Origin of the sequence: Caulobacter ginsengisoli (genome assembly GCF_030814835.1) — a bacterium.
Lineage (GTDB): Bacteria > Pseudomonadota > Alphaproteobacteria > Caulobacterales > Caulobacteraceae > Caulobacter > Caulobacter ginsengisoli.
This window is the reverse complement of the sequence record NZ_JAUSVS010000001.1, coordinates 941,822-960,266: the sequence shown is the minus strand read 5'-3', so window position 1 is coordinate 960,266 and position 18,445 is coordinate 941,822. Positions and strand designations below refer to the sequence as shown.

Here is an 18,445-nt window from a genome sequence, read left to right as displayed (position 1 = left end):
ATGACCCAGAAAACCTGGCGCCTTGGCGTCGCGGGCCTGGGCACCGTCGGCTCGGGGCTGCTGCAGTTCCTGAGCGAACGCCCGGACTTCGCCCCCGCCGGCGGCAAGGCCGTGATCACCGGCGTCTCGGCCCGCTCAAAATCCCGGCCGCGCCCGGTCGATATCTCAGGCTACGCCTGGTTCGACGATGCGGTGCAGCTGGCGCTCAGCCCCGAGACCGACGTCTTCGTCGAGCTGGTCGGCGGCTCGGACGGCCCGGCCAAGGCCGCGGTCGAGGCGGCGCTGAAGGCCGGCAAGCCGGTGGTCACCGCCAACAAGGCCCTGATCGCCGAGCACGGCGCCGAACTGGCGGCCCTCGCCGAAGCGGCCGGCGTGCCGCTGCTGTTCGAGGCGGCCGTCATGGGCGGCACCCCGGCGGTGAAGATGCTGCGTGAGGCCATGGTCGGCGACGACGTGGCCAGCGTCGCGGGCATCCTCAACGGCACCTGCAACTACATCCTCTCGGAGATGGAGGCCTCGGGCCGTTCCTTCGCCGACGTGCTCGGCGACGCCCAGCGCATGGGCTATGCCGAGGCCGACCCGACCATGGATGTCGGCGGCTTCGACGCCGCCCACAAGGTCTCGATCCTGGCGGCCCTGGCCTTCGGCTGCGCCCCGACCTTCGCGGCGGCCGAGATCGAGGGGATCAGCCAGATCGAGCTGCTCGACATCAAGCTGGCCAAGGACCTGGGCTATCGCATCCGCCTGATCGCCTCGGCCGACCGCTCCGAAGAGGGCGTGGCCGTCCGCGTTCACCCCTCGCTGGTGCCGCTGGGCCATCCGCTGGCCGAGACGCGGGGGGCGCTGAACGCCCTCTTCATCGAGGGCAGGCGCATCGGCCGCATCTTCATCCAGGGCCCGGGCGCGGGCTCGGGCCCGACCGCCGCCGCCGTCGCCGCCGATATCGCCGACGTGATGACCGGGGCCAGTCGCCCGGTCTTCCAGGCCCCGGCCGGCAAGCTTCGGCCCTTCGTGGCCGTGGCCCCCACGCGCCGGGTCGGCAAGGCCTATCTGCGCCTGCTGGTCCGCGACCAGGCCGGCGTCATCGCGGCGGTTTCCGAGACCCTGGCCGAGTGCGGCGTCTCCATCGACAGCTTCCTGCAAAAGCCCGTCGAGGACGCCGGCGGGGTGCCGATTGTGCTGACCACCCATGCGACGGCGGAATCGGTGCTGACCGATGCGATAAACCGCATCGAAAAACTTCCTGCTGTGCTAGAGCGTCCCCGCCTGTTGCGCATCGCGCGCATCTGAGAATCCTTGAAGAATAGATGGGGACGGTCCCCACTTGTGGGACCGGGAGACGCCTTACATGAGTTCAGACGTTCTTGACCGCGGCCTGGTGCTGGACGCTGTCCGCGTCACGGAAGCCGCCGCCATCGCTTCCTGGGCCATGGTCGGCCGCGGCGACGAGAAGGCCGCCGACCAGGCCGCCGTCGACGCCATGCGCAATGCCCTCAACGACCTCGACATCGATGGCGAGATCGTCATCGGCGAGGGCGAGCGGGACGAAGCCCCGATGCTCTATATCGGCGAGAAGGTCGGCAAGGGCGGCCCCCGGGTCGACATTGCCCTGGACCCGCTGGAAGGCACGACCCTGACCGCCAAGGCCATGGCCAACGCCCTGGCGGTGATGGCCTGGGCCCCGGCCGGGACCCTGCTGAACGCCCCCGACACCTATATGGACAAGATCGCCTGCGGGCCTGGCTTCAAGGACGGGATCATCGATCTCGACAAGTCGCCGGCCGACAACGCCAAGGCCATGGCCGCCGCCAAGGGCGTGCCGGTCAGCGAGATCACCGTCTGCGTGCTGGATCGCCCGCGCCATGCCGAGATCATCGCCAGCCTGCGCGACGCGGGCGCCCGGGTCTATCTGATCACCGACGGCGACGTGGCCGGGGTGATGAACACCGCCGATCCCTCGACCGGCGTCGACCTCTATGTCGGCCAGGGCGGCGCCCCCGAGGGCGTCCTGGCCTGCGCGGCGCTGAAATGCGTCGGCGGCCAGTTCCAGGGCCGGCTGGTGTTCCGCAACAACGACGAGCGCGCCCGGGCCGCCCGCATCGGCATCACCGATCTGGACAAGAAATACACTCTGAACGAAATCGTCCGGGCCGACGCCATCTTCGCCGCCACCGGCGTGACCAAGGGCGCCCTGTTGGATGGCGTGCGCCTGGAGGGCGGCTTCGTCCACACCCATTCGCTGGTGATGAACTCCTCGACCCGCACGGTGCGCGAAGTGCGGATGAAGCGGCCGGTTTGATGTTCGAATTCCAGCCCTTCCCCCGCTGGCGGGGGAAGTGGCCTGAGATGCGCAGCATCGAAGGTCGATGGGGGGCCTTCCGGCAGCCCCCGCAGACTAGGCCAGCGCCGCAAGGACCCCCAACGACCCTCCAGCTTCGCTGTCGGGCCACTTCCCCCGCCAGCGGGGGAAGGGCTTTTGGCCATGTCTGACGACACGTTTCTAGGCGTTTCCCGCTCGCTGACCGGCCGGGCCTGGCGGCAACGGCCGGCCGACGACAACACGACCCGCTACCATCAGACCCGACACGGCCTGTCCGAGCCGCTGGCCCGGGCCGTGGCCAGCCGGGGCGTCACCATCGAGCAGGTGGCCGACTACCTGACCCCGACCCTCAAGGCCCAGTTCCCCGATCCGTCCAGTTTCGCGGACATGGACAAGGCGGCGTCCATTTTAGTGGACGCTCTGCAGGCTGGCCGGCCGATGACCGTTTTCGCCGACTACGATGTCGACGGGGCCTCCAGCGCCGCCCAGATCGTCCGCTGGTTCCGGGCCATGGGCCAGGAGATCCCGGTCTATGTCCCCGACCGTGTCACCGAAGGCTATGGGCCCAGCCCCGCCGCCTTCCGCCATATCCGCGAGTCGGGGGCCGAGCTGGTGGTCACTGTCGACTGCGGGGCGGCCGCCCATGACGCACTCCACGAAGCGGCGAAGATCGGCCTCGACGTCGTGGTCATCGACCACCACCTGATGCGCGGCGAGCCACCCCCGGCCGCCGCCCTGGTCAACCCCAACCGGCCGGACGACACCTCGGGGCAGGGGCATCTGGCCGCCGCCGGGGTGACCTTCGTGCTGCTGGCCGCCCTCAACCGCGAGGCCCGCAAGCGCGGGCTGTTCGCCGAGCGGCCCGAACCGGACCTGCGCCAGTGGCTGGACCTGGCCGCCATGGGGGCCATCTGCGACGTCACCTCGCTGCACGGCTTCAACCGCGCCCTGGCCAGCCAGGGCCTAAGGGTCATGAGCGGCTGGAAGAACCCCGGCCTCAAGGCGCTGATGGACGTCGCCGGCGCCTCTGGCCCGGCGGGCGTCTTCCATGTCGGCTGGGTGCTGGGCCCGCGAATCAATGCGGCGGGCCGGATCGGCCGCTCGGACCTGGGCGCGCGGCTGCTGGCCACCGACGATCCGGACGAGGCCGCCGACCTGGCCCAACAGCTCGACAGTCTCAATGCCTCCCGCAAGGAGGTCGAGCGGCAGGTCATCGACGAGGCCGTGGTCGCCATCGAGCGGGACAGCAATCTGGATCCCAACGCCGCCGCCATCGTCGTCTCCGGTGATGACTGGCACCCCGGCGTGGTCGGCATCGTCGCCGGCCGGCTGCGCGAGCGTTATCGCAAGCCGGTGGTGGTGATCGGCGTCGACCGGGCCGGCGATATCGGCAAGGGCTCGGGCCGCTCGCAGCCGGGGGTCAATCTGGGCGCCGCGGTGCAGGCCGCCTTCGACGAGGGCCTGCTGCTGGCCGGCGGCGGCCACGCCATGGCGGCGGGCCTGACCATCCGGCCCTCGGCGGTCCCGGAGCTGCGCGATTTCCTCAACGCGCGGCTGGCTGGCGAGATGGACGAGGCGGCGGCCGCGGACGCCGTCGAGATCGACGCCCTGATCGGCACGGGCGCCGACCGGGCTCTGTGGCAGGACTTCCAGCGCCTGGCCCCGTTCGGACCGGGCAATCCCGAGCCGATGTTCGCCATCGCCGGGGCCCGAATCGAGCGGGCCACGCCGGTGAAGGGCGGCCATATCCGCTGCACCCTGATCGACAATTCCGGCCAGCGCCTCAAGGCCATGGCCTGGCGGGCGGAGGAGACGGACCTGGGCCGCCGGCTGCTGGCCAGCCCCGCGTCCATGCATCTGGTCGGCCGGCTGAAACCCGACGACTGGCAGGGGCGGGAGGGCGTCCAATTCGAGATCGAGGACGGCGCCGACCCCCGTATGGTCACGTAGAGCACGTCAGGCAGAAGTGGACACCGGTTCTGCCGCCCGACGTGCTCTACACTCTGAAAACAGGACCCTTCTTGCCGTTTCAGATGACTTCATCTGAAACGGTCAGGGTCCGGGCTAAAAGCCGCCAAAAACCCGTCCCGCAAGGCTTGCACGCCAAAAGCAACGCGGCTATAGACCCGGCTCCCTGCCGTGCGCCCTTCGTCTATCGGTTAGGACCCCAGATTTTCAATCTGGTAAGAGGGGTTCGACTCCCCTAGGGCGTGCCATTCCATCTGCGGCGAATTGTCGCGGTTTGCGGGGATTTCCCCTCTCTAAAGCGAATTCCCGGGTTGACGGCTCTCCTCCTGCGAGAACAGTGGTATACTGAATGGACCGCCCATAGGGACTTTGGGGCGGCGCTGAGGGGCGGAATGTCTGGTTACGATTTCGAGGAGGCCGGGTCCCACGACGAGAGCGTGCGGATCAACGGCAAGGTTAAGTGGTTCGACGCGGGCAAGGGTTACGGCTTCATCGTGCCCGACGATCCCGGTCAGACCGGACTGAAGGACGTGCTGCTTCACGTGACGTCCTTGCGCAATGCCGGCCGTGAGTCGGCGCCGGAAGGCTCGAGCATCACCTGCGACGTCGTGCGCCGGCCCAAGGGCTGGCAGGTGGCCGAGGTGGTCGAGTTCGACGAGAGCACCGCGCTGGCCCCCCTGGAACGGCCGCAGAGACGGTTCGACGGTGGCGGCGCCGGCGACGGCTTCCGCCGCGAACGCCGCGACGGCGGCGGCTTCGGCGCGCCCCGTGACAGCTTCCGCGAAGCGCCCCGGCGTCCGGCGCCCGCGCTTCGGGCCGAGGGGCCGCTGGAGCGCTGCACGGTCAAATGGTTCAATCGCACCAAGGGCTACGGTTTCGTGGTGCGCGACGGCGAGCCAGGCGATATTTTCGTCCACATCGAGACTCTGCGCCGCAGCGGTCTGGATGACCTGCAGCCCGGCGAGACGGTGATGGTCCGTTTCGGTCAGGGACCCAAGGGTCTGGTAGTGGCCGAGATTTCCGCGTCCTGACGCCGGAGTCCTAGTTTCTGGAGTGACGTATGGTTTCGCGCTGGAGCCTTGTGGCGACCGTGGCGGTGTTGTTGGCCGCCTGCGCGGGCCCGGCCAATTCCGATGCGCCTCCCGTCCCGCAAAACTGCGACGGCTTTGTGGTTCCGGCCAATCCGGCGCTGCATGACCTAACCATCGACACCGCCAAGGGCGTGGTGGCGGTGAAGGTCGAGTTGGCCGACACCGAGCCTCTGCGGAACCTGGGACTGATGTGCCGCCCGTCCATCGCCGCCGACCGGGGCATGATGTTCGACTTCAGCCCGCCCCGCGCCGTGACCTTCTGGATGCACAACACCCTGATCTCGCTGGACATGGTGTTCATTGCCCCGGACGGCCGCATCCTCTCCATCGCCCACGATGTCACCCCGATGTCCGATGAACTCACCGCCTCGAACGGCGTGATCCGCGGCGTCCTGGAGCTGGGCGCCGGCCGCGCCGCCGCCCTGGGCCTGGCGCCCGGCGACCGGGTGCATTTCTCGACGCTGCCGGGCGGCGCTCCCAAGTGAGCGAGAACGAGCGGGTTCCCGAGCCGCCGGCGGGCTTCGAATCCTCGGCGCGCGGCCCCTACACCACCCACAACGGCCCCTTCTTCCATCGCTTCAACGAGGACGGCGGCTTCGAGCACGCCTTCTTTGGGCTGAAGCGCCACTGCAACGGCATGGGCATCGTCCATGGCGGCATGCTGGCCACCTTCATGGACGGCCTGCTGGCCAGGGCCGTGCACCGCGCCACCGGCGGCGCCTCGGTGACCATCCACCTGTCGCTTGACTATCTGTCGATGGCCAGGGCCGGGGAGTGGGTGTTCGGCGACGCCCATGTCACCCGCAAGACCAAGGACATGGTCTTCGTCGAAGGCCGCATCCGGGTGGGCGAGAAACAGGTCATGCGGGCCTCAGGCATCTTCAAGACCATGCACCGCAAGATCGACCTCTAGCGTCGAGAGCGCGGGCGTGGCAAACACCCGCGCCTGATACACCGGATCAACGGGGTGTGGCGCAGCCTGGTAGCGCATCTGCTTTGGGAGCAGAGGGTCGGAGGTTCGAATCCTCTCGCCCCGACCATCCGGACCTATAGCCCGTCGGTCACCTTGTCATAGGCGGCCATCTTCTGGATCAGGCGGGTCCAGTTCAGTGTCACAACGATGCGGGCGCCGACCGTCGCGGTCCCATCCTCGGCTTTTGCCGGCGCCAACAGGCCATCGGCGATGGCCGTCGCGGCCGCCACGGCCGCTGGCGTCGTCACCCCCGCGATCTTGCAGTCCTTAAGCCGCAGGTCCGGCTGGATCTGGCAGTTGAGTTGGCTGAGACCCTCCAGAGCGCCGCCAGCCGCCTGCTGGGCCTTGATCTCCAGGAACATCGGCTGCTCGGTCCAGCTGACCGTATGCGGCTTGCACATCTGGCCCGGCGCGGCGGCGGTCGGACAGCGGATCGAGCCGGCTGGATCGGGCGTCAGCAGAAGGGCGTTGTCGCCCGGTCTGAAGTCGGTGCGGGGATAGCCGCTGGAGTCGGGCGCCAGCCAGACGACGGGCACGAAGACGACCTGTCCTCCCACGGGCCTGCCCATCAGGCTCATCGGCTTCATGTGGAAGAGGCGCTTTTCCGCCATCCGGACGCTGGCGACGCCGAAGTCCTGGCCGGCCGGCGCCTCGTCCATGATGCGGCAGTTCTCGAGATAGCCGGTGACCGCGATACGGCAGGCGATGATCGCCTTGCCGCTTATGCCATTGGTCATGGCCTTGTCTGGATAGTATTTGGCGACATCGTCGCCCAAAGGGCGGCGGTCCCAGTCAGGGTCGGTGACCAGGGGCCCCTTGGAATCGGCCGCCAGGGCCTGGGCGCCCAGCAACAGGATGGCGACCGTCAGCAATAGCGTCCGCGACTTCATGACTTTGACCCCCGCCGGCTTGCGGCTGGACCCTGCCGGGCCGCCAAGCTATGCACCAACTGAAGACACGCTACAGACTCGCCGCCCGGAAGTGAACGCCATGCTGGCCCGCATCTACCGCCCCGCCAAGACCGCCATGCAGTCTGGCAAGGCCAAGACCAACGACTGGCTGCTGGAATTCGAACCGGCCTCGGCCAGACGCAACGACCCGCTGACCGGCTGGACCCAGTCCACCGACATGAACGGCCAGGTCCGCCTGAATTTCGAAACCCGCGAGGAAGCCGTCGCCTACGCCCAGAAGCACGGCATCGCCTTCCAGGTCTTCGAGACCAAGGAGCCCAAGCGGATCATCAAGGCCTATGCCGACAACTTCGCCACCGGCCGCCGCATCCCCTGGACCCACTAAGGTTAGACCCCGTAGCTCAACCGGATAGAGCATCCGCCTTCTAAGCGGACGGTTGCAGGTTCAAGTCCTGCCGGGGTCGCCAGGCGCTCGCGCCCGTTAGGTCGCCGCGGCTTCGAATTGCAGCTGGATCACCTGGAATTCAGCCGGCGCCAGCAGCGCCACCTGGATCTGGACGTTCACGACGCCGGCGGCCATGTCGGCGGGGGTGTTGTTCGAGGCGTCGCAGATGACGGAAAAGGCTTCGGCCTGGGTCCCGCCGAACATCCCGCCGCTCTGCCATATCGTGGTGAGGAACTGGCTGACCACCTGGGTAATGATGGGCCAAAGCCGGGCGTTGTTCGGCTGGAAGGCGACCCAGTTCAAGCTGCCCTTCAGGCTTTGCTCGATATAGATGAGGGTGCGGCGGATCTGGATATAGCGCCAGGGATCCATGCTGCCGGCGACGCCGGTCAGGGTCTTGGCGCCCCAGATCACCAGTCCGTAGTTCACCATCGAGCGCAGGGCGTTGACGCCGGCGCCGGTCAGGGTCAGGTCGTTGGCGTCGGTGAGGGCGGCGGTCAGGCCGTCGGCGCCGATCAGGCCGTGGTTGACCCCCGCCGGCGCCACCCAGACACCGTTCTCGACAGTGGTCGACACCCAGACGCCGGCCACCGCCCCGACCGGCGAGGCCGCGATGGGCTGGGTGGTCTGGGGATCGGGAACCAGCAGGTTGGGAAAATAGACCGCGGCCGCCTGCCGGCTGGAGAGGGGCAGGGGACCCAGGTTGTCCACCGAGATGGTATCCAGGGTTTGGGCCTCGAAGGCCACCTGCCAGGACGCCAGCGGCCCCAGGATGGCCGTGGCGCCGAGCGCCGCGCACTGGGCCACCGCCGCCATGGTGACCGTGGACGGGACGTCCTCGCCCGGAACGTCCGGCGAAAGGGCCAGGATGTTGAACTGAGGCGCGGCGCCCAGCCCGTTGACCGCCGCCAGCCATTCGGCGTCGGACAGCGGCGCGGTTGGGCTGCCTACGGACAGGACGATGGCAACCCCTCCGCCGTTGTTGAAATAGTCTCGCACCGCCAGGCTCAGGGGCAGGTCGGCCGAGACGGGGCCGAGCTGGCTGAAATAGTCGGCGATGCCGGTAACCGTGGCGGCGGACCCGGCCGCGCCAGTCTGGGTGCGGCCGACAAAGGCGGTGATGTTGGTGGGGGCCGGGACGACCGGCCCAATCCCCGACGGCAGTTCCTGCACATAGACGCCGGGCATGGTAACTTCGCTCATGGGCTGCCTCCCCTTCCAGGGGCAGGCTAGAGTTGTTGTGGCGATCTGCAAAGGCCCAGCACTGGACGCGGGCCGAGCGGCGTTGAACACTGGGCGCCATGACCCTCGCCCCTCTGCCTGCCCAACCCGCCGCCACACCCTGGCCCACCCAAGGCTGGCCGCTTGGCGATCTGCCGGCCGGGGTCGACCTGGCGCCGCTGCTCGACCAGGCGTTCGGCCCCGAGGCGGCCGCCCATCTCGGCGAGACCCAGGCTGTGGTCATCATCCAGGGCGGCAGGCTGATCTTTGAGCGCTATGGCCAGGGGAGGGGCCCCGACGACACCTGCCACAGCTGGTCCAAGGCCAAGAGCATCACCCAGGCCCTGGTCGGCCTCCTGGTTGGCGACGGCAAGCTCGACATCCACGCTCCGGCCGACGTGCCCGAATGGCGCGGCGCGGGCGATCCGCGCGGGGCCATCACGCTGGACCAGCTGCTGCGCATGTCCAGCGGACTGAAATTCACCGAGATCTACCTGCCCGACCAAGGCTCGGACGTCATCGAGATGCTGTTCGGCAAGGGCAAGGATGACGTGGCCGGGTTCGCCGCCGCCTTCCCGCTCGAGCACGCACCGAACAGCTTCTGGTCCTATTCCAGCGGGACCAGCAACATCGCCAGCCGCTGCGCCGCCCGGGCGCTGGGGGCGTCGGGGGCCGATTTCGAGGCCTTCATGCGCGCTCGGCTGTTCGAGCCGCTGGGCATGACCAGTCCGCTGCCCAGGTTCGACGAGGCCGGGACCTTTATCGGCTCGTCCTTCTGCTTCGCCACCCCGCGCGACTTCGCCCGCTTCGGCCTGCTCTATCTGAGGGACGGGGTCTGGGAGGGGAGGCGGCTGCTGCCGGAAGGCTGGGTCGACTATGCCCGCACCCCGACCCCGCAAAACCCCGACGGCCTGGACGATCCCTACGGCGCCCACTGGTGGCTGGGCATCGCCGGACCCGGCTCATTCTCGGCCAACGGTTACGACGGCCAGTTCACCGTGGTGGTCCCGGACCTGGACATGGTGATTGTGCGCCATGGAGCCACGCCCATGGATCTGAAGCAGAACCTGCCGGTGTGGATCCGCGCCCTGGCGGACGCTTTTCGCTAGTCTGGGCCGCTAGAGCCTTTCCCGCCCGTGATGGGTCACGGCCTGCTCCCCCATCCCCGGGCTCCCTGGCGAAGGCCAGGGTCCAAGCTGAGGGTCCTGAAAAGGCGCGGACAGGGTGGCCGACCCCGCTTGGGTCCTGGCCTTCGCCAGGACTCTCGGGAAGGGGTGGGAACCGCCCCGATTTAAACCCGGGGGGAAACGCGCTAGCTAAGCGGCGAGCCGAACAGCCGGCCGAGCGCGCTTTCCAGGTCGGCCAGGCGGTAGGGCTTGTGCAGGACCGGGAAGTCCATGACCTCATAGGCCAGGGCCTCGCTGTAGCCGGTCGACAGCAGGATGGGCAGGTCGGGCTGGCGGATGCGCAGGCGCCTGGCCAGCTGTACGCCGGAGATGCCGCCGGGCATGACGATGTCGCTGAGGACGGCGGTGAAATGGCCTTCCTCATAGAGGTCCATCGCTTCGGCCGGGCCGGTGGCGATGCGGGTGTCGTAGCCGAGGGCGTCGAGCAGGGCGGCGGCGACTTCGGCCACCAGTTCGTTGTCGTCGACGACGAGGATTTGCGGGCGCGCCAAACCTTCCACGGGATGGATCGTGGAGGTCTCTGGACCTGAGCACGCTTGTGGCATCTGCGCGGTAACGCCCGGTTCCAGGATCGGTTGCAAAGATTCTTGAAAAACTTTCAGCGGGCCGCGGCGAAGGCGTCCAACCCGCCGCGCAGGTCGGCGATCAGGTCCGGAACGGCTTCCAGCCCGATATGCAGACGGATCAGCGGACCGGCCAGGCTGGGCGCGAACTGCCGGATGCCCATCTGGTGGTCGCTGCCGATCGCCAGGCTCTCGAACCCGCCCCAGGAAAAGCCAAGGCCAAACAGCTTCAGAGCGTCCAGGAAGGCGTCGACGGCGGCCTTGGGCGCGGGCTGCAGGGTCAGGCCGAAGAGGCCGCAGGCGCCGCTGTAGTCGCGGGCCCACAGGTCGTGGCCGCGCGCGCCGGGCAGGGCGGGGTGCAGCACCTCGGTGACTTCGGGCTGCTGCGCCAGCCAGCGGGCGACCGCCAGCCCCGACTGGCCGTGCCGATCCAGCCGCACCGCCAGGGTGCGCAGGCCCTTGAGGGTCTCGTAGGCGGCCTCGGCGGCGACCGACCAGCCCAGCTGGTGGACGCCATCCTTCAGCAGGGCGGCGATCTTCGGATCGGCGGCGATGGCGCAGCCCATGAACAGGTCGGAATGGCCGCAGACATATTTGGTCAGGGCCTGGACCGAGATGTCGATCCCGTGGGCCAGCGGCTTGAACAGCAGGCCGGCCCCCCAGGTGTTGTCCATCAGGGTCAGCACGCCTCTGGCCCGGGCGGCCCGGGCGATGGCCGGGGCGTCCTGCATGTCGAAGGTCAGCGAGCCGGGCGATTCCAGGACGACCAGCCGGCTGTTGGGCCTGGTCAGCGCCATCAGCGCCTCGGCGCCCAGAAGCGGGTCGTAGAAGTCGACCTCCACACCATAGCGGCCCAGGAACCGCTCGCAGAACTGCCGGGTGGGCCGATAGACGCTGTCGGCCACCAGCAGGTGATCGCCGGCCTTCAGCACCGCCAGCATGGCTCCGGTTACGGCGGCCAGGCCCGACGGATAGAGCTGCGCGCCAATCCCGCCCTCCAGCTCGTTCAGGGCGTCCATCAGGGCGAACTGGGCCTCCAGACCGGCCCGGCCATAGCCCAGGGCCTCGCCATACAGGGCCGCGGCGTTGGGCAGCAGGACGGTCGAGCCACGCTGAATCGGCGGACCGACCGTGCGGGCCAGCGGGCCGGGCCGGCGGCGGGCGTGAATCAGTCGGGTTTTCTCGTCCATGCGGGTTGCGGCCCTGCGCCGTTCGGAGCGAAATTGCAGTCCCCGCACTTAGGGCGGTCCCACCCCGTCGATCAAGGAGCCTTGGCCTCGTGCAGCGTCTGCCGACGTTTTTGACGCTTCTCAGCCTCCTTGCGGTGGTGGCTTGCGGACCCTCGAATGCGCCAACCACGGCGGCCGGCAAGCCCGACGCCAAGCCGGTGACCGACGACGCCCGCTCGGCCGCGCCGGCCAGCCGCACCCTGGCCGCCGTCCGGGCCCGGGGCTCGCTACGCTGTGGGATCAATCCAGGCCTGGCCGGGTTCGCCTTCCCGGACAATCGCGGCGCCTGGCGCGGGTTCGATGTCGACTTCTGCCGGGCCCTGGCCGCGGCGGTGCTGGGCGACGCCAGCAAGGTCACCTTCGTGCCGCTCAGCAACGCGGCGCGCATCACCGCCCTGAAGGCCGGCCAGATCGACGTCCTGGCCCGCAACACCACCTGGACCTTCAGCCGCGACGCCGGCCAGGGCGTCGATTTCGCCGGGATCAGCTACTACGACGGCCAGGGCTTCATGGCCCCGCGCTCGCTGAACCTGCAGAGCGCCACCGAGCTGGGCGGGGCGCGGATCTGCGTGCAGTCGGGCACCACCTCGGAACTGAACCTGCGCGACTTCTTCGCCAGCCGCGGCCTTTCCTACACGCCCGTCCTGGCCGCCAGCGAGGACAAGGCCCGCAGCCTCTACGAACAGGACGCCTGCGACGCCCTCAGCGCCGACATCTCGGCCCTGGCCTCGACCCGTTCGGTGCTCAGCAACCCCGGCGGCCAGGCCCTGCTGTCCGATGTGATTTCCAAGGAGCCGATGGGCCCGGTCGTGCGGCAGGGCGATCCTGGCTGGACCGACATCGTCCGCTGGACGCTCAACGCCCTGATCCTGGGCGAGGAGCTGGGGGTCACCGCCAAGACCGCCGAGCAGCAGCGCCGCGAGGCGACGCGGCCGGAGATCCGCCGGCTGCTGGGCGCCGAGCCGGGGTTCGGCGCCATGCTGGGCCTCAGCGACGACTGGGCGTTCAACGCCATCCGCCAGGTCGGAAACTATGGCGAGATCTTCGAGCGCAACGTCGGGGGCCGCTCGGCCCTGAAGCTGGAGCGCGGCCAGAACGCCCTGTGGAACGCCGATCCTTCGGGACTGCTCTACGCCCCGCCCATGCGCTGAGTTTCAAGCCGCGCCGGTCACCACCGGCGTATCGTCCCGCCCGCCCCATTCGGCCCAGGAGCCGTCATAGACCGCCGCCCTAGGCTGGCCCAGCCGCGCCAGGGCCAGGGCGACGATGGCGGCCGTGACGCCGGAGCCGCAGGTGGTGACGATCGGCCGGTTGAGATCGACACCGGCTTTCTCAAAGATTTCCGATAGCTGCGCTGAGGTTTTCAGAGTTCCGTCGGGCGCCAGCAGGCTGCCGGCCGGCACGCTCCTGGCGCCCGGCATATGGCCGCCGCGCAGGCCCGGACGCGGCTCGGGCGCCTCGCCGGTGAAGCGGGCGGCGGGGCGGGCGTCGACCAGCTGCTCGCGGCCGCTCTCCAGGGCGCGGCGAACCTGGCCGATGTCGCGGACCAGGTCGTTGGAGTAGCGGACGGTGAAGTGGCGTTCCTGGCGGGGCCGCGTCCCGGCGTCGACCGGCCGGCCCTCGGCGATCCATTTGGGCAGGCCGCCGTCCAGCACCACCACGTCCAGGTGACCCATGGCCCGGAACATCCACCAGACCCTGGCGGCCGAGAACAGCCCCTGGCTGTCATAGACCACGATCCGCGAACCATCGCCGATGCCCATGGCCTTCATCCGCGAGGCGAACTTGGCCGGCGAGGGCAGCATGTGGGGCAGGGGGCTGTCGGTGTCGGAGATCTCGTCGATGTCGAAGAACATCGCGCCGGGGATATGGACCAGGGCGAACTCGGCCCTGGGGTCGCGCGGGTCGCCCGGCAGGAACAGGCTGGCGTCGACGATCTTGACGTCCGGGGCGCCGAGCCGCTCGTTCAGCCAGGCGGTGGAAACCATCGGATCGTCGGTCATGAAAGTGTCCCTAGAGCCAGTCGGGAACCGGCAGGTTGTGCTCCCGCAGGAAGGCGGGATTGAAGAGCTTGCTTTGATAGCGCGAACCGTAGTCGCAAAGAACCGTCACGATGGTGTGGCCGGGACCCAATTCCTTGGCCAGCTTCACGGCGCCGGCGACGTTGATACCGCTGGAGCCGCCCAGGCACAGCCCCTCATGCAGGGTCAGGTCGAAGATGGTCTGGACCATCTCGGCGTCATCGATCCGCCAGGCGTGGTCGACTTCCAGGCCCTCGATATTGGCGGTGATCCGGGCCTGGCCGATGCCTTCGGTGACTGATGTGCCTTCCGATTTCAGTTCGCCGTGCACGAACCAGTTCCACATCGAGGCGCCGTAGGGGTCGGCGAGGCCGATCTTCACACCGGGCTTCTTGGCCCGCAGCGCCGCCGACACCCCGGCCAGGGTGCCGCCCGAGCCGATGGCGCAGATGAAGCCGTCGACCTTGCCGCCCGTCTGTTCCCAGATCTCCGGGCCGGTGGTGGTCTCGTGCGCCCGGCGGTTGGCGACATTGTCGAACTGGTTGGCCCAGACCGCGCCGTTCGGCTCCCTGGCATTGAGCTCCTCTGCCAAGCGACCGGAGACGCGGACATAGTTGTCGGGGTTGGAATAGGGGACCGCGTCGACCTCGACCAGTTCGGCCCCGGCCAGGCGGATGGCGTCCTTCTTCTCCTGGCTCTGGGTGCGGGGAATGACGATGGTGGTCTTGTAGCCCAGGGCCGAGCCGACCATGGCCAGGCCGATGCCGGTATTGCCCGCCGTGCCCTCGACGATCCGCCCGCCGGGCCTGAGCGCGCCGCGGGCCTCGGCGTCGCGGATGATGCCCAGGGCCGCCCGGTCCTTGACCGACTGGCCCGGGTTCATGAACTCGGCCTTGCCGAGAATCTCACACCCGGTCGCTTCGCTGGCCGCTTTCAGGCGGATGAGCGGCGTGTTGCCGATGGCCTCGATGACACTGTGGCGGACGTCCATGCGGCCCTCGGGGCTGTTTCTCAACGCCCTCTAGATCGTGCGCGGGGCCCGCCGTGCAAGCGCAGAATTTCTACAAGAGCGCGTTAGGCGAAAGTGTTGCGGTTTCGCCGCTCGAACGCGCTCTAACTTTTGAATCTAGACCCCAAAGGGGTCTAGACTCGCGTCAGTCCCAGCTGAATGACATCGGTCCGCTTCGTGCGGAAGCCTGCCTCGCAGTAGCCCAGATAGAACCGCCACAGCCTGTGGAACCGCTCGTCGAAGCCCAGCTTGCGGATATCGTCCCAGGCGCCCTCGAACCGCCGGCCCCATTCGGCCAGGGTGTCGGCATAGTTCTGGCCGAACCGCGCGACCTCCTGCCAGGCGAGGCCCGCCCGCTCGACCTCCTGGCGCAGCCGCCGCTCGCTGGGCAGCATGCCGCCCGGGAAGATGTATTTCTGGATGAAGTCGGCCCGCTTGCGGTAGGCGGCGAACAGCTCGTCCTGGATGGTGATGATCTGCAGGCCCGCCCGGCCACCGGGCGCCAGCACCTGCCGCACCTTGTCGAAATAGGTCGGCCAGTACTGCTCGCCGACCGCCTCGAACATCTCGATCGAGGCGACCCGGTCGAACTGGCCCTCGACATCGCGATAGTCGACCAGTCGGATATCGGCCTTTTCCGCCAGCCCCTGCTCGAACAGCCGTTTCCGAGCAAAATCATACTGTTCCCTGGAAATGGTGATCCCGGTGACCTGGGCCCCCACCTCCTTGGCGGCGTATTCGGCGAAGCCGCCCCAGCCGCAGCCGATCTCCAGCACCTTCTGGTCGGGGGCCAGGGCCATCATCCGGGCCAGGGCCTCGTACTTGCGCCGCTGGGCTTCGTCGAGCGGCTCGTCCGGCCGCTCGAAGCGGGCGGCGCTGTAGGTCATCGTGCGGTCCAGCCAGCGGCTGTAGAAGGCATTGCCCAGGTCATAGTGAGCGTGGATGTTCTTCCTCGAGCCCTCGCGGTCGTTGCGCCGCAGCAGGTGGACGATGAAGTTGTAGGCCTTGACCATCGGATTGCCGCTGACCAGGGCGTGCAGGCGGTCGAAATTGATCGAGAAGCAGCCCAGCAGTTCGGCCAGGTCGGGCGTATCCCATTCCCCGGCCATGAAACCCTCGGCGAACCCGATGTCGCCGCCAGCGAAAGCGCGCCGGATGAAGCGGTAGTCGTGGACGACCAGCCGGCCCCGCGGCCCAGGCTCGCGGCCGCTGCAGACAATCTCCGACCCATCGGGCAGCACCCAGGTCAGGGATCCATAGAGCCAGTTGTCGTGGCAAAGCCGGACGGCGGCTCGGAAGGCCGCGGGGGCCGAGGCAAGGGGTGCGTCCCACGCCACGCCGGTCAGTGTCTGCTGAGATTGTGTGACGGTCATCTCCGTCCTCCACGCTCGCTCAGAAGTCTGTACGTTAAACATGCGTATTTTCCGCAGAGCGGACAAGAGCCTGTCCAAGGCTGGCGCCCACATCGGGTCCTGGCGGCCGCGCCCCGAAAGGCGCGCCCTTGATGAGGAGGCGCAGGGCCTCCCAGTGGATCGCCGCCACGACCTTGAGGGTCATCAGCGGCATGGAGAAAAACAGCTTCAGGAGGACCGGGTTGCTTAACGGGACTCTCTGGGCCGTCTGCGCGGCCGTGAAGTCGGTCCGGCCATTCACGGCCTTGACGATGGTCAGGTGGAAGCCCTCGTCCGGCGGCGTCACCGTGAAGCGGTACTCGCCCTCGACCCCGTAGAAGGGCGAGACATACAGCCGCTTGGCCGCCGCCTGCCGCTGGCGACCGGCGCCGGCGGCCGGGACGACATAGGCGTGGGTCTGGCCGAAGGTGTTGTTGACCTCGTAGATCACCGCCTCCAGCCGCCCGTCCGTGTCTTCCACGAAGAACAGCGACAGCGGGTTGAAGACGAAGCCCAGCACGCGGGGGAAGGCCAGCAGGCGGATGCGGACGGCGCTGGCGGTCACCCCCGCCTCGGCCAGTCGCGCCTCGACCCAGGCCCGCAGGGGCGCGCCGCTGCGGTCGCCGTGGTCGGCGGGGGTGAAGGAGAACAGGCCGAACCGCCCCAGCCGCATCAGGCCCGGCAGGCCGGCGCCAGGGTCGTCGACATCGACCAGCAGCTGGAAGATGGCGTAGCGGAAGCGGTGCGGCCGGGGCTCGAACCGGTGGTGGGTCGTGCTGCCGACATAGAGGGCGGGGATCATCCGGCGGCCGCCATCTGCGCCGGAAGGGGCAGGGGCCTGGGCACGCCGCCAATCCGGTGGTCGACAAACCGCCAGGGGACGTCGCCGCCCAGGGCCAGGGCCGCCTTGACCCCGGAGGTCAGGCCGTCCTCGTGGAAGCCGTAGCCCAGCCAGGCGCCGGCATGGAACACCCCGCCCCGGCCCTGAATACGCTGGAACTGCCGCTGGGCGGCCAGGGCGGCGGTGTCGAACTGCGGGTGGTCATAGTCGAAGTTGGCGAAGGTCAGGGCCGGGTCGGGCTCGGGGCCGTTCAGGCTGACGAACAGCGGCCGGGCGGGGTCCAGGCCCTGCAGCTGGTTCATCCAGTAGGTGACATAGGGCGCGCTCCCGCCGGTCACATAGTTCCAGCTGCCCCAGGCCGCCCGGCGCCTGGGCATCAGGGCCGGGTCGCGGTGCAGGACGGCGCGGTTGGCGCTGTAGCGGATGGCGCCCAGGAAGGCCCGCTCCTCGGGATCGGTGTCGCGCAGCATCCGCAGCGTCTGGTCGGGGTGCGAGGCGAAGATGACCTTGTCGAACAGCTCGGCCTGACCGGCCCGATCTGTGACCTCGATCTTGCCGCTGCGCAGGCGCGTGACCGAGCGGACGCCGGTCCCGATGCGGGCGCGATCGCCCAGCACGTCGCCGATCCGTTTCACATAGCGCCGGCTGCCGCCGATCACCGTGCGCCATTTGGGCTGGCTGAAGGCCAGCAGGCCGTGGTTGGAGAAGAAGCGCAGGAAACTCTCGGCCGGGAAGTCGCCGATCCGGCCCTCGGTGGTCGACCAGATGGCCGCGCCCATCGGCAGCAGGTAGCGGTCGCGGAAGTGATTGGTGAAGCCGCGCACCTTCAGATAGCCGGCCAGGGTCAGGTCCTGGAAATCGGCCTTGATCAGGTCGGACTGCGCGTGGGCGTTGAAGCGGCCGATGTCGCTGAGCATGCGCAGGAAGGTCGGGTTGAACAGGTTGCGCTTCTGGGCGAACACCCCGCCCGGGAAGTTGGACGACCATTCCAGCCCGCCGCCGGCGCAGGCGAAGCTCATATCGGTCTGGCGGGTCGCCACGCCCAGGCTGTCGAACAGGCCGACCAGGTTGGGATAGTTGTCGTGATTGTAGACGATGAAGCCGGTGTCGACGTCGATGGCGGCGCCGTCATAGTCGACCGTGACGGTGTTGGCGTGGCCGCCCAGCCGGCTGTCCTTCTCGTAGAGGACGACCTGGTGCTGGTCCTTCAGGGCATAGGCGGCGCCCAGGCCCGCGATGCCTCCTCCGATGACGGCGATCTTCATGGCAGGTCCT

At 68.7% G+C, this 18,445-nt stretch carries 18 protein-coding genes and 3 tRNA genes; 12 read left to right on the top strand and 9 right to left on the bottom strand.

The annotated features are described in order from the left end of the window. The 8 genes from QO010_RS04825 (at nucleotide 1) to QO010_RS04790 (ending at nucleotide 6,419) form a co-directional block, all read left to right on the top strand. Nucleotides 1-1,290: a homoserine dehydrogenase gene (locus QO010_RS04825; protein WP_307346658.1), complete on the top strand. Its 1,290-nt coding sequence runs from the start codon at nucleotides 1-3 to the stop codon at nucleotides 1,288-1,290. A 58-nt stretch (nucleotides 1,291-1,348) separates the two neighbouring features. After that, nucleotides 1,349-2,299 carry a class II fructose-bisphosphatase gene (gene glpX, locus QO010_RS04820; protein ID WP_307346655.1) on the top strand — a complete coding sequence of 317 codons (951 nt, stop codon included), beginning with the start codon at nucleotides 1,349-1,351 and terminating at the stop codon, nucleotides 2,297-2,299. A gap of 183 nt (nucleotides 2,300-2,482) precedes the next feature. Then, complete coding sequence (recJ, locus tag QO010_RS04815; protein ID WP_307346652.1) at nucleotides 2,483-4,270, top strand: single-stranded-DNA-specific exonuclease RecJ; 1,788 nt, start codon at nucleotides 2,483-2,485, stop codon at nucleotides 4,268-4,270. A gap of 191 nt (nucleotides 4,271-4,461) precedes the next feature. Beyond that, nucleotides 4,462-4,536: transfer RNA gene (locus QO010_RS04810), tRNA-Glu, on the top strand. A 144-nt stretch (nucleotides 4,537-4,680) separates the two neighbouring features. Next, nucleotides 4,681-5,319, top strand: a complete 639-nt coding sequence (locus tag QO010_RS04805; RefSeq protein ID WP_307346649.1) for a cold-shock protein — start codon at nucleotides 4,681-4,683, stop codon at nucleotides 5,317-5,319. A gap of 29 nt (nucleotides 5,320-5,348) precedes the next feature. Then, nucleotides 5,349-5,864, top strand: coding sequence for a DUF192 domain-containing protein (locus QO010_RS04800; RefSeq protein ID WP_307346647.1), 516 nt, complete (start codon nucleotides 5,349-5,351; stop codon nucleotides 5,862-5,864). Next, nucleotides 5,861-6,292: a PaaI family thioesterase gene (locus QO010_RS04795; RefSeq protein ID WP_307346644.1), complete on the top strand. Its 432-nt coding sequence runs from the start codon at nucleotides 5,861-5,863 to the stop codon at nucleotides 6,290-6,292. The genes QO010_RS04800 and QO010_RS04795 overlap by 4 nt, the downstream gene beginning before the upstream one ends. 50 nt (nucleotides 6,293-6,342) lie before the next feature. Then, nucleotides 6,343-6,419: transfer RNA gene (locus QO010_RS04790), tRNA-Pro, on the top strand. A 7-nt stretch (nucleotides 6,420-6,426) separates the two neighbouring features. Here QO010_RS04790 and QO010_RS04785 read toward each other — a convergent pair. Next, nucleotides 6,427-7,242: an energy transducer TonB gene (locus QO010_RS04785; RefSeq protein ID WP_307346641.1), complete on the bottom strand. Its 816-nt coding sequence runs from the start codon at nucleotides 7,240-7,242 to the stop codon at nucleotides 6,427-6,429. 100 nt (nucleotides 7,243-7,342) lie between these two features. Here QO010_RS04785 and QO010_RS04780 point away from each other — a divergent pair, with 100 nt between their 5' ends. Then, a complete protein-coding gene (locus QO010_RS04780; protein ID WP_307347073.1) occupies nucleotides 7,343-7,648 on the top strand; it encodes an ETC complex I subunit in 306 nt (101 codons plus the stop codon). 5 nt (nucleotides 7,649-7,653) lie between these two features. Beyond that, a tRNA-Arg gene (locus QO010_RS04775) sits at nucleotides 7,654-7,730 on the top strand. A gap of 14 nt (nucleotides 7,731-7,744) precedes the next feature. Here the strand turns inward: QO010_RS04775 and QO010_RS04770 are convergent. After that, a complete protein-coding gene (locus QO010_RS04770) occupies nucleotides 7,745-8,911 on the bottom strand; it encodes a phage tail sheath family protein (RefSeq protein WP_307346639.1) in 1,167 nt (388 codons plus the stop codon). A gap of 98 nt (nucleotides 8,912-9,009) precedes the next feature. On the opposite strand from QO010_RS04770, the gene QO010_RS04765 reads away from it, so the two are divergent. Next, nucleotides 9,010-10,038 carry a serine hydrolase domain-containing protein gene (locus QO010_RS04765; protein WP_307346636.1) on the top strand — a complete coding sequence of 343 codons (1,029 nt, stop codon included), beginning with the start codon at nucleotides 9,010-9,012 and terminating at the stop codon, nucleotides 10,036-10,038. 203 nt (nucleotides 10,039-10,241) lie between these two features. Here the strand turns inward: QO010_RS04765 and QO010_RS04760 are convergent, their stop codons facing one another. Further along, complete coding sequence (locus QO010_RS04760) at nucleotides 10,242-10,607, bottom strand: response regulator (RefSeq protein WP_307346634.1); 366 nt, start codon at nucleotides 10,605-10,607, stop codon at nucleotides 10,242-10,244. A gap of 107 nt (nucleotides 10,608-10,714) precedes the next feature. Then, nucleotides 10,715-11,869 carry a cystathionine beta-lyase gene (gene metC / locus QO010_RS04755; RefSeq protein WP_307346631.1) on the bottom strand — a complete coding sequence of 385 codons (1,155 nt, stop codon included), beginning with the start codon at nucleotides 11,867-11,869 and terminating at the stop codon, nucleotides 10,715-10,717. 89 nt (nucleotides 11,870-11,958) lie between these two features. Here metC and QO010_RS04750 point away from each other — a divergent pair, with 89 nt between their 5' ends. Beyond that, nucleotides 11,959-13,059 carry an amino acid ABC transporter substrate-binding protein gene (locus QO010_RS04750; protein WP_307346629.1) on the top strand — a complete coding sequence of 367 codons (1,101 nt, stop codon included), beginning with the start codon at nucleotides 11,959-11,961 and terminating at the stop codon, nucleotides 13,057-13,059. A 3-nt stretch (nucleotides 13,060-13,062) separates the two neighbouring features. Here the strand turns inward: QO010_RS04750 and sseA are convergent, their stop codons facing one another. The 5 genes from sseA to QO010_RS04725 form a co-directional block, all read right to left on the bottom strand. Then, entirely contained in the window at nucleotides 13,063-13,911 is an 849-nt protein-coding gene (sseA, locus tag QO010_RS04745) for a 3-mercaptopyruvate sulfurtransferase (protein ID WP_307346626.1), read from the bottom strand. A gap of 10 nt (nucleotides 13,912-13,921) precedes the next feature. Next, nucleotides 13,922-14,920 carry a cysteine synthase A gene (locus QO010_RS04740; protein ID WP_307347071.1) on the bottom strand — a complete coding sequence of 333 codons (999 nt, stop codon included), beginning with the start codon at nucleotides 14,918-14,920 and terminating at the stop codon, nucleotides 13,922-13,924. 152 nt (nucleotides 14,921-15,072) lie between these two features. Then, nucleotides 15,073-16,311, bottom strand: coding sequence for a class I SAM-dependent methyltransferase (locus QO010_RS04735; RefSeq protein WP_307346624.1), 1,239 nt, complete (start codon nucleotides 16,309-16,311; stop codon nucleotides 15,073-15,075). A 34-nt stretch (nucleotides 16,312-16,345) separates the two neighbouring features. Further along, on the bottom strand, nucleotides 16,346-17,131 hold the full coding sequence (locus QO010_RS04730) for a DUF1365 domain-containing protein (protein ID WP_307346622.1): 786 nt from the start codon (nucleotides 17,129-17,131) through the stop codon (nucleotides 16,346-16,348). After that, nucleotides 17,128-18,435: an NAD(P)/FAD-dependent oxidoreductase gene (locus QO010_RS04725; RefSeq protein WP_307346619.1), complete on the bottom strand. Its 1,308-nt coding sequence runs from the start codon at nucleotides 18,433-18,435 to the stop codon at nucleotides 17,128-17,130. The genes QO010_RS04730 and QO010_RS04725 overlap by 4 nt, the downstream gene beginning before the upstream one ends. Nucleotides 18,436-18,445 lie beyond the last annotated feature (10 nt).

What these genes read in the sequence shown, in the direction of transcription:
- QO010_RS04825 (WP_307346658.1), top strand. Translation starts at nt 1, where the DNA reads ATGACCCAGAAAACCTGGCGCCTTGGCGTCGCGGGCCTGGGCACCGTC.
- glpX (WP_307346655.1), top strand. Translation starts at nt 1,349, where the DNA reads ATGAGTTCAGACGTTCTTGACCGCGGCCTGGTGCTGGACGCTGTCCGC.
- recJ (WP_307346652.1), top strand. Translation starts at nt 2,483, where the DNA reads ATGTCTGACGACACGTTTCTAGGCGTTTCCCGCTCGCTGACCGGCCGG.
- QO010_RS04805 (WP_307346649.1), top strand. Translation starts at nt 4,681, where the DNA reads ATGTCTGGTTACGATTTCGAGGAGGCCGGGTCCCACGACGAGAGCGTG.
- QO010_RS04800 (WP_307346647.1), top strand. Translation starts at nt 5,349, where the DNA reads ATGGTTTCGCGCTGGAGCCTTGTGGCGACCGTGGCGGTGTTGTTGGCC.
- QO010_RS04785 (WP_307346641.1), bottom strand. Translation starts at nt 7,242, where the DNA reads ATGAAGTCGCGGACGCTATTGCTGACGGTCGCCATCCTGTTGCTGGGC.
- QO010_RS04780 (WP_307347073.1), top strand. Translation starts at nt 7,343, where the DNA reads ATGCTGGCCCGCATCTACCGCCCCGCCAAGACCGCCATGCAGTCTGGC.
- QO010_RS04770 (WP_307346639.1), bottom strand. Translation starts at nt 8,911, where the DNA reads ATGAGCGAAGTTACCATGCCCGGCGTCTATGTGCAGGAACTGCCGTCG.
- QO010_RS04765 (WP_307346636.1), top strand. Translation starts at nt 9,010, where the DNA reads ATGACCCTCGCCCCTCTGCCTGCCCAACCCGCCGCCACACCCTGGCCC.
- metC (WP_307346631.1), bottom strand. Translation starts at nt 11,869, where the DNA reads ATGGACGAGAAAACCCGACTGATTCACGCCCGCCGCCGGCCCGGCCCG.
- sseA (WP_307346626.1), bottom strand. Translation starts at nt 13,911, where the DNA reads ATGACCGACGATCCGATGGTTTCCACCGCCTGGCTGAACGAGCGGCTC.
- QO010_RS04740 (WP_307347071.1), bottom strand. Translation starts at nt 14,920, where the DNA reads ATGGACGTCCGCCACAGTGTCATCGAGGCCATCGGCAACACGCCGCTC.
- QO010_RS04735 (WP_307346624.1), bottom strand. Translation starts at nt 16,311, where the DNA reads ATGACCGTCACACAATCTCAGCAGACACTGACCGGCGTGGCGTGGGAC.
- QO010_RS04730 (WP_307346622.1), bottom strand. Translation starts at nt 17,131, where the DNA reads ATGATCCCCGCCCTCTATGTCGGCAGCACGACCCACCACCGGTTCGAG.
- QO010_RS04725 (WP_307346619.1), bottom strand. Translation starts at nt 18,435, where the DNA reads ATGAAGATCGCCGTCATCGGAGGAGGCATCGCGGGCCTGGGCGCCGCC.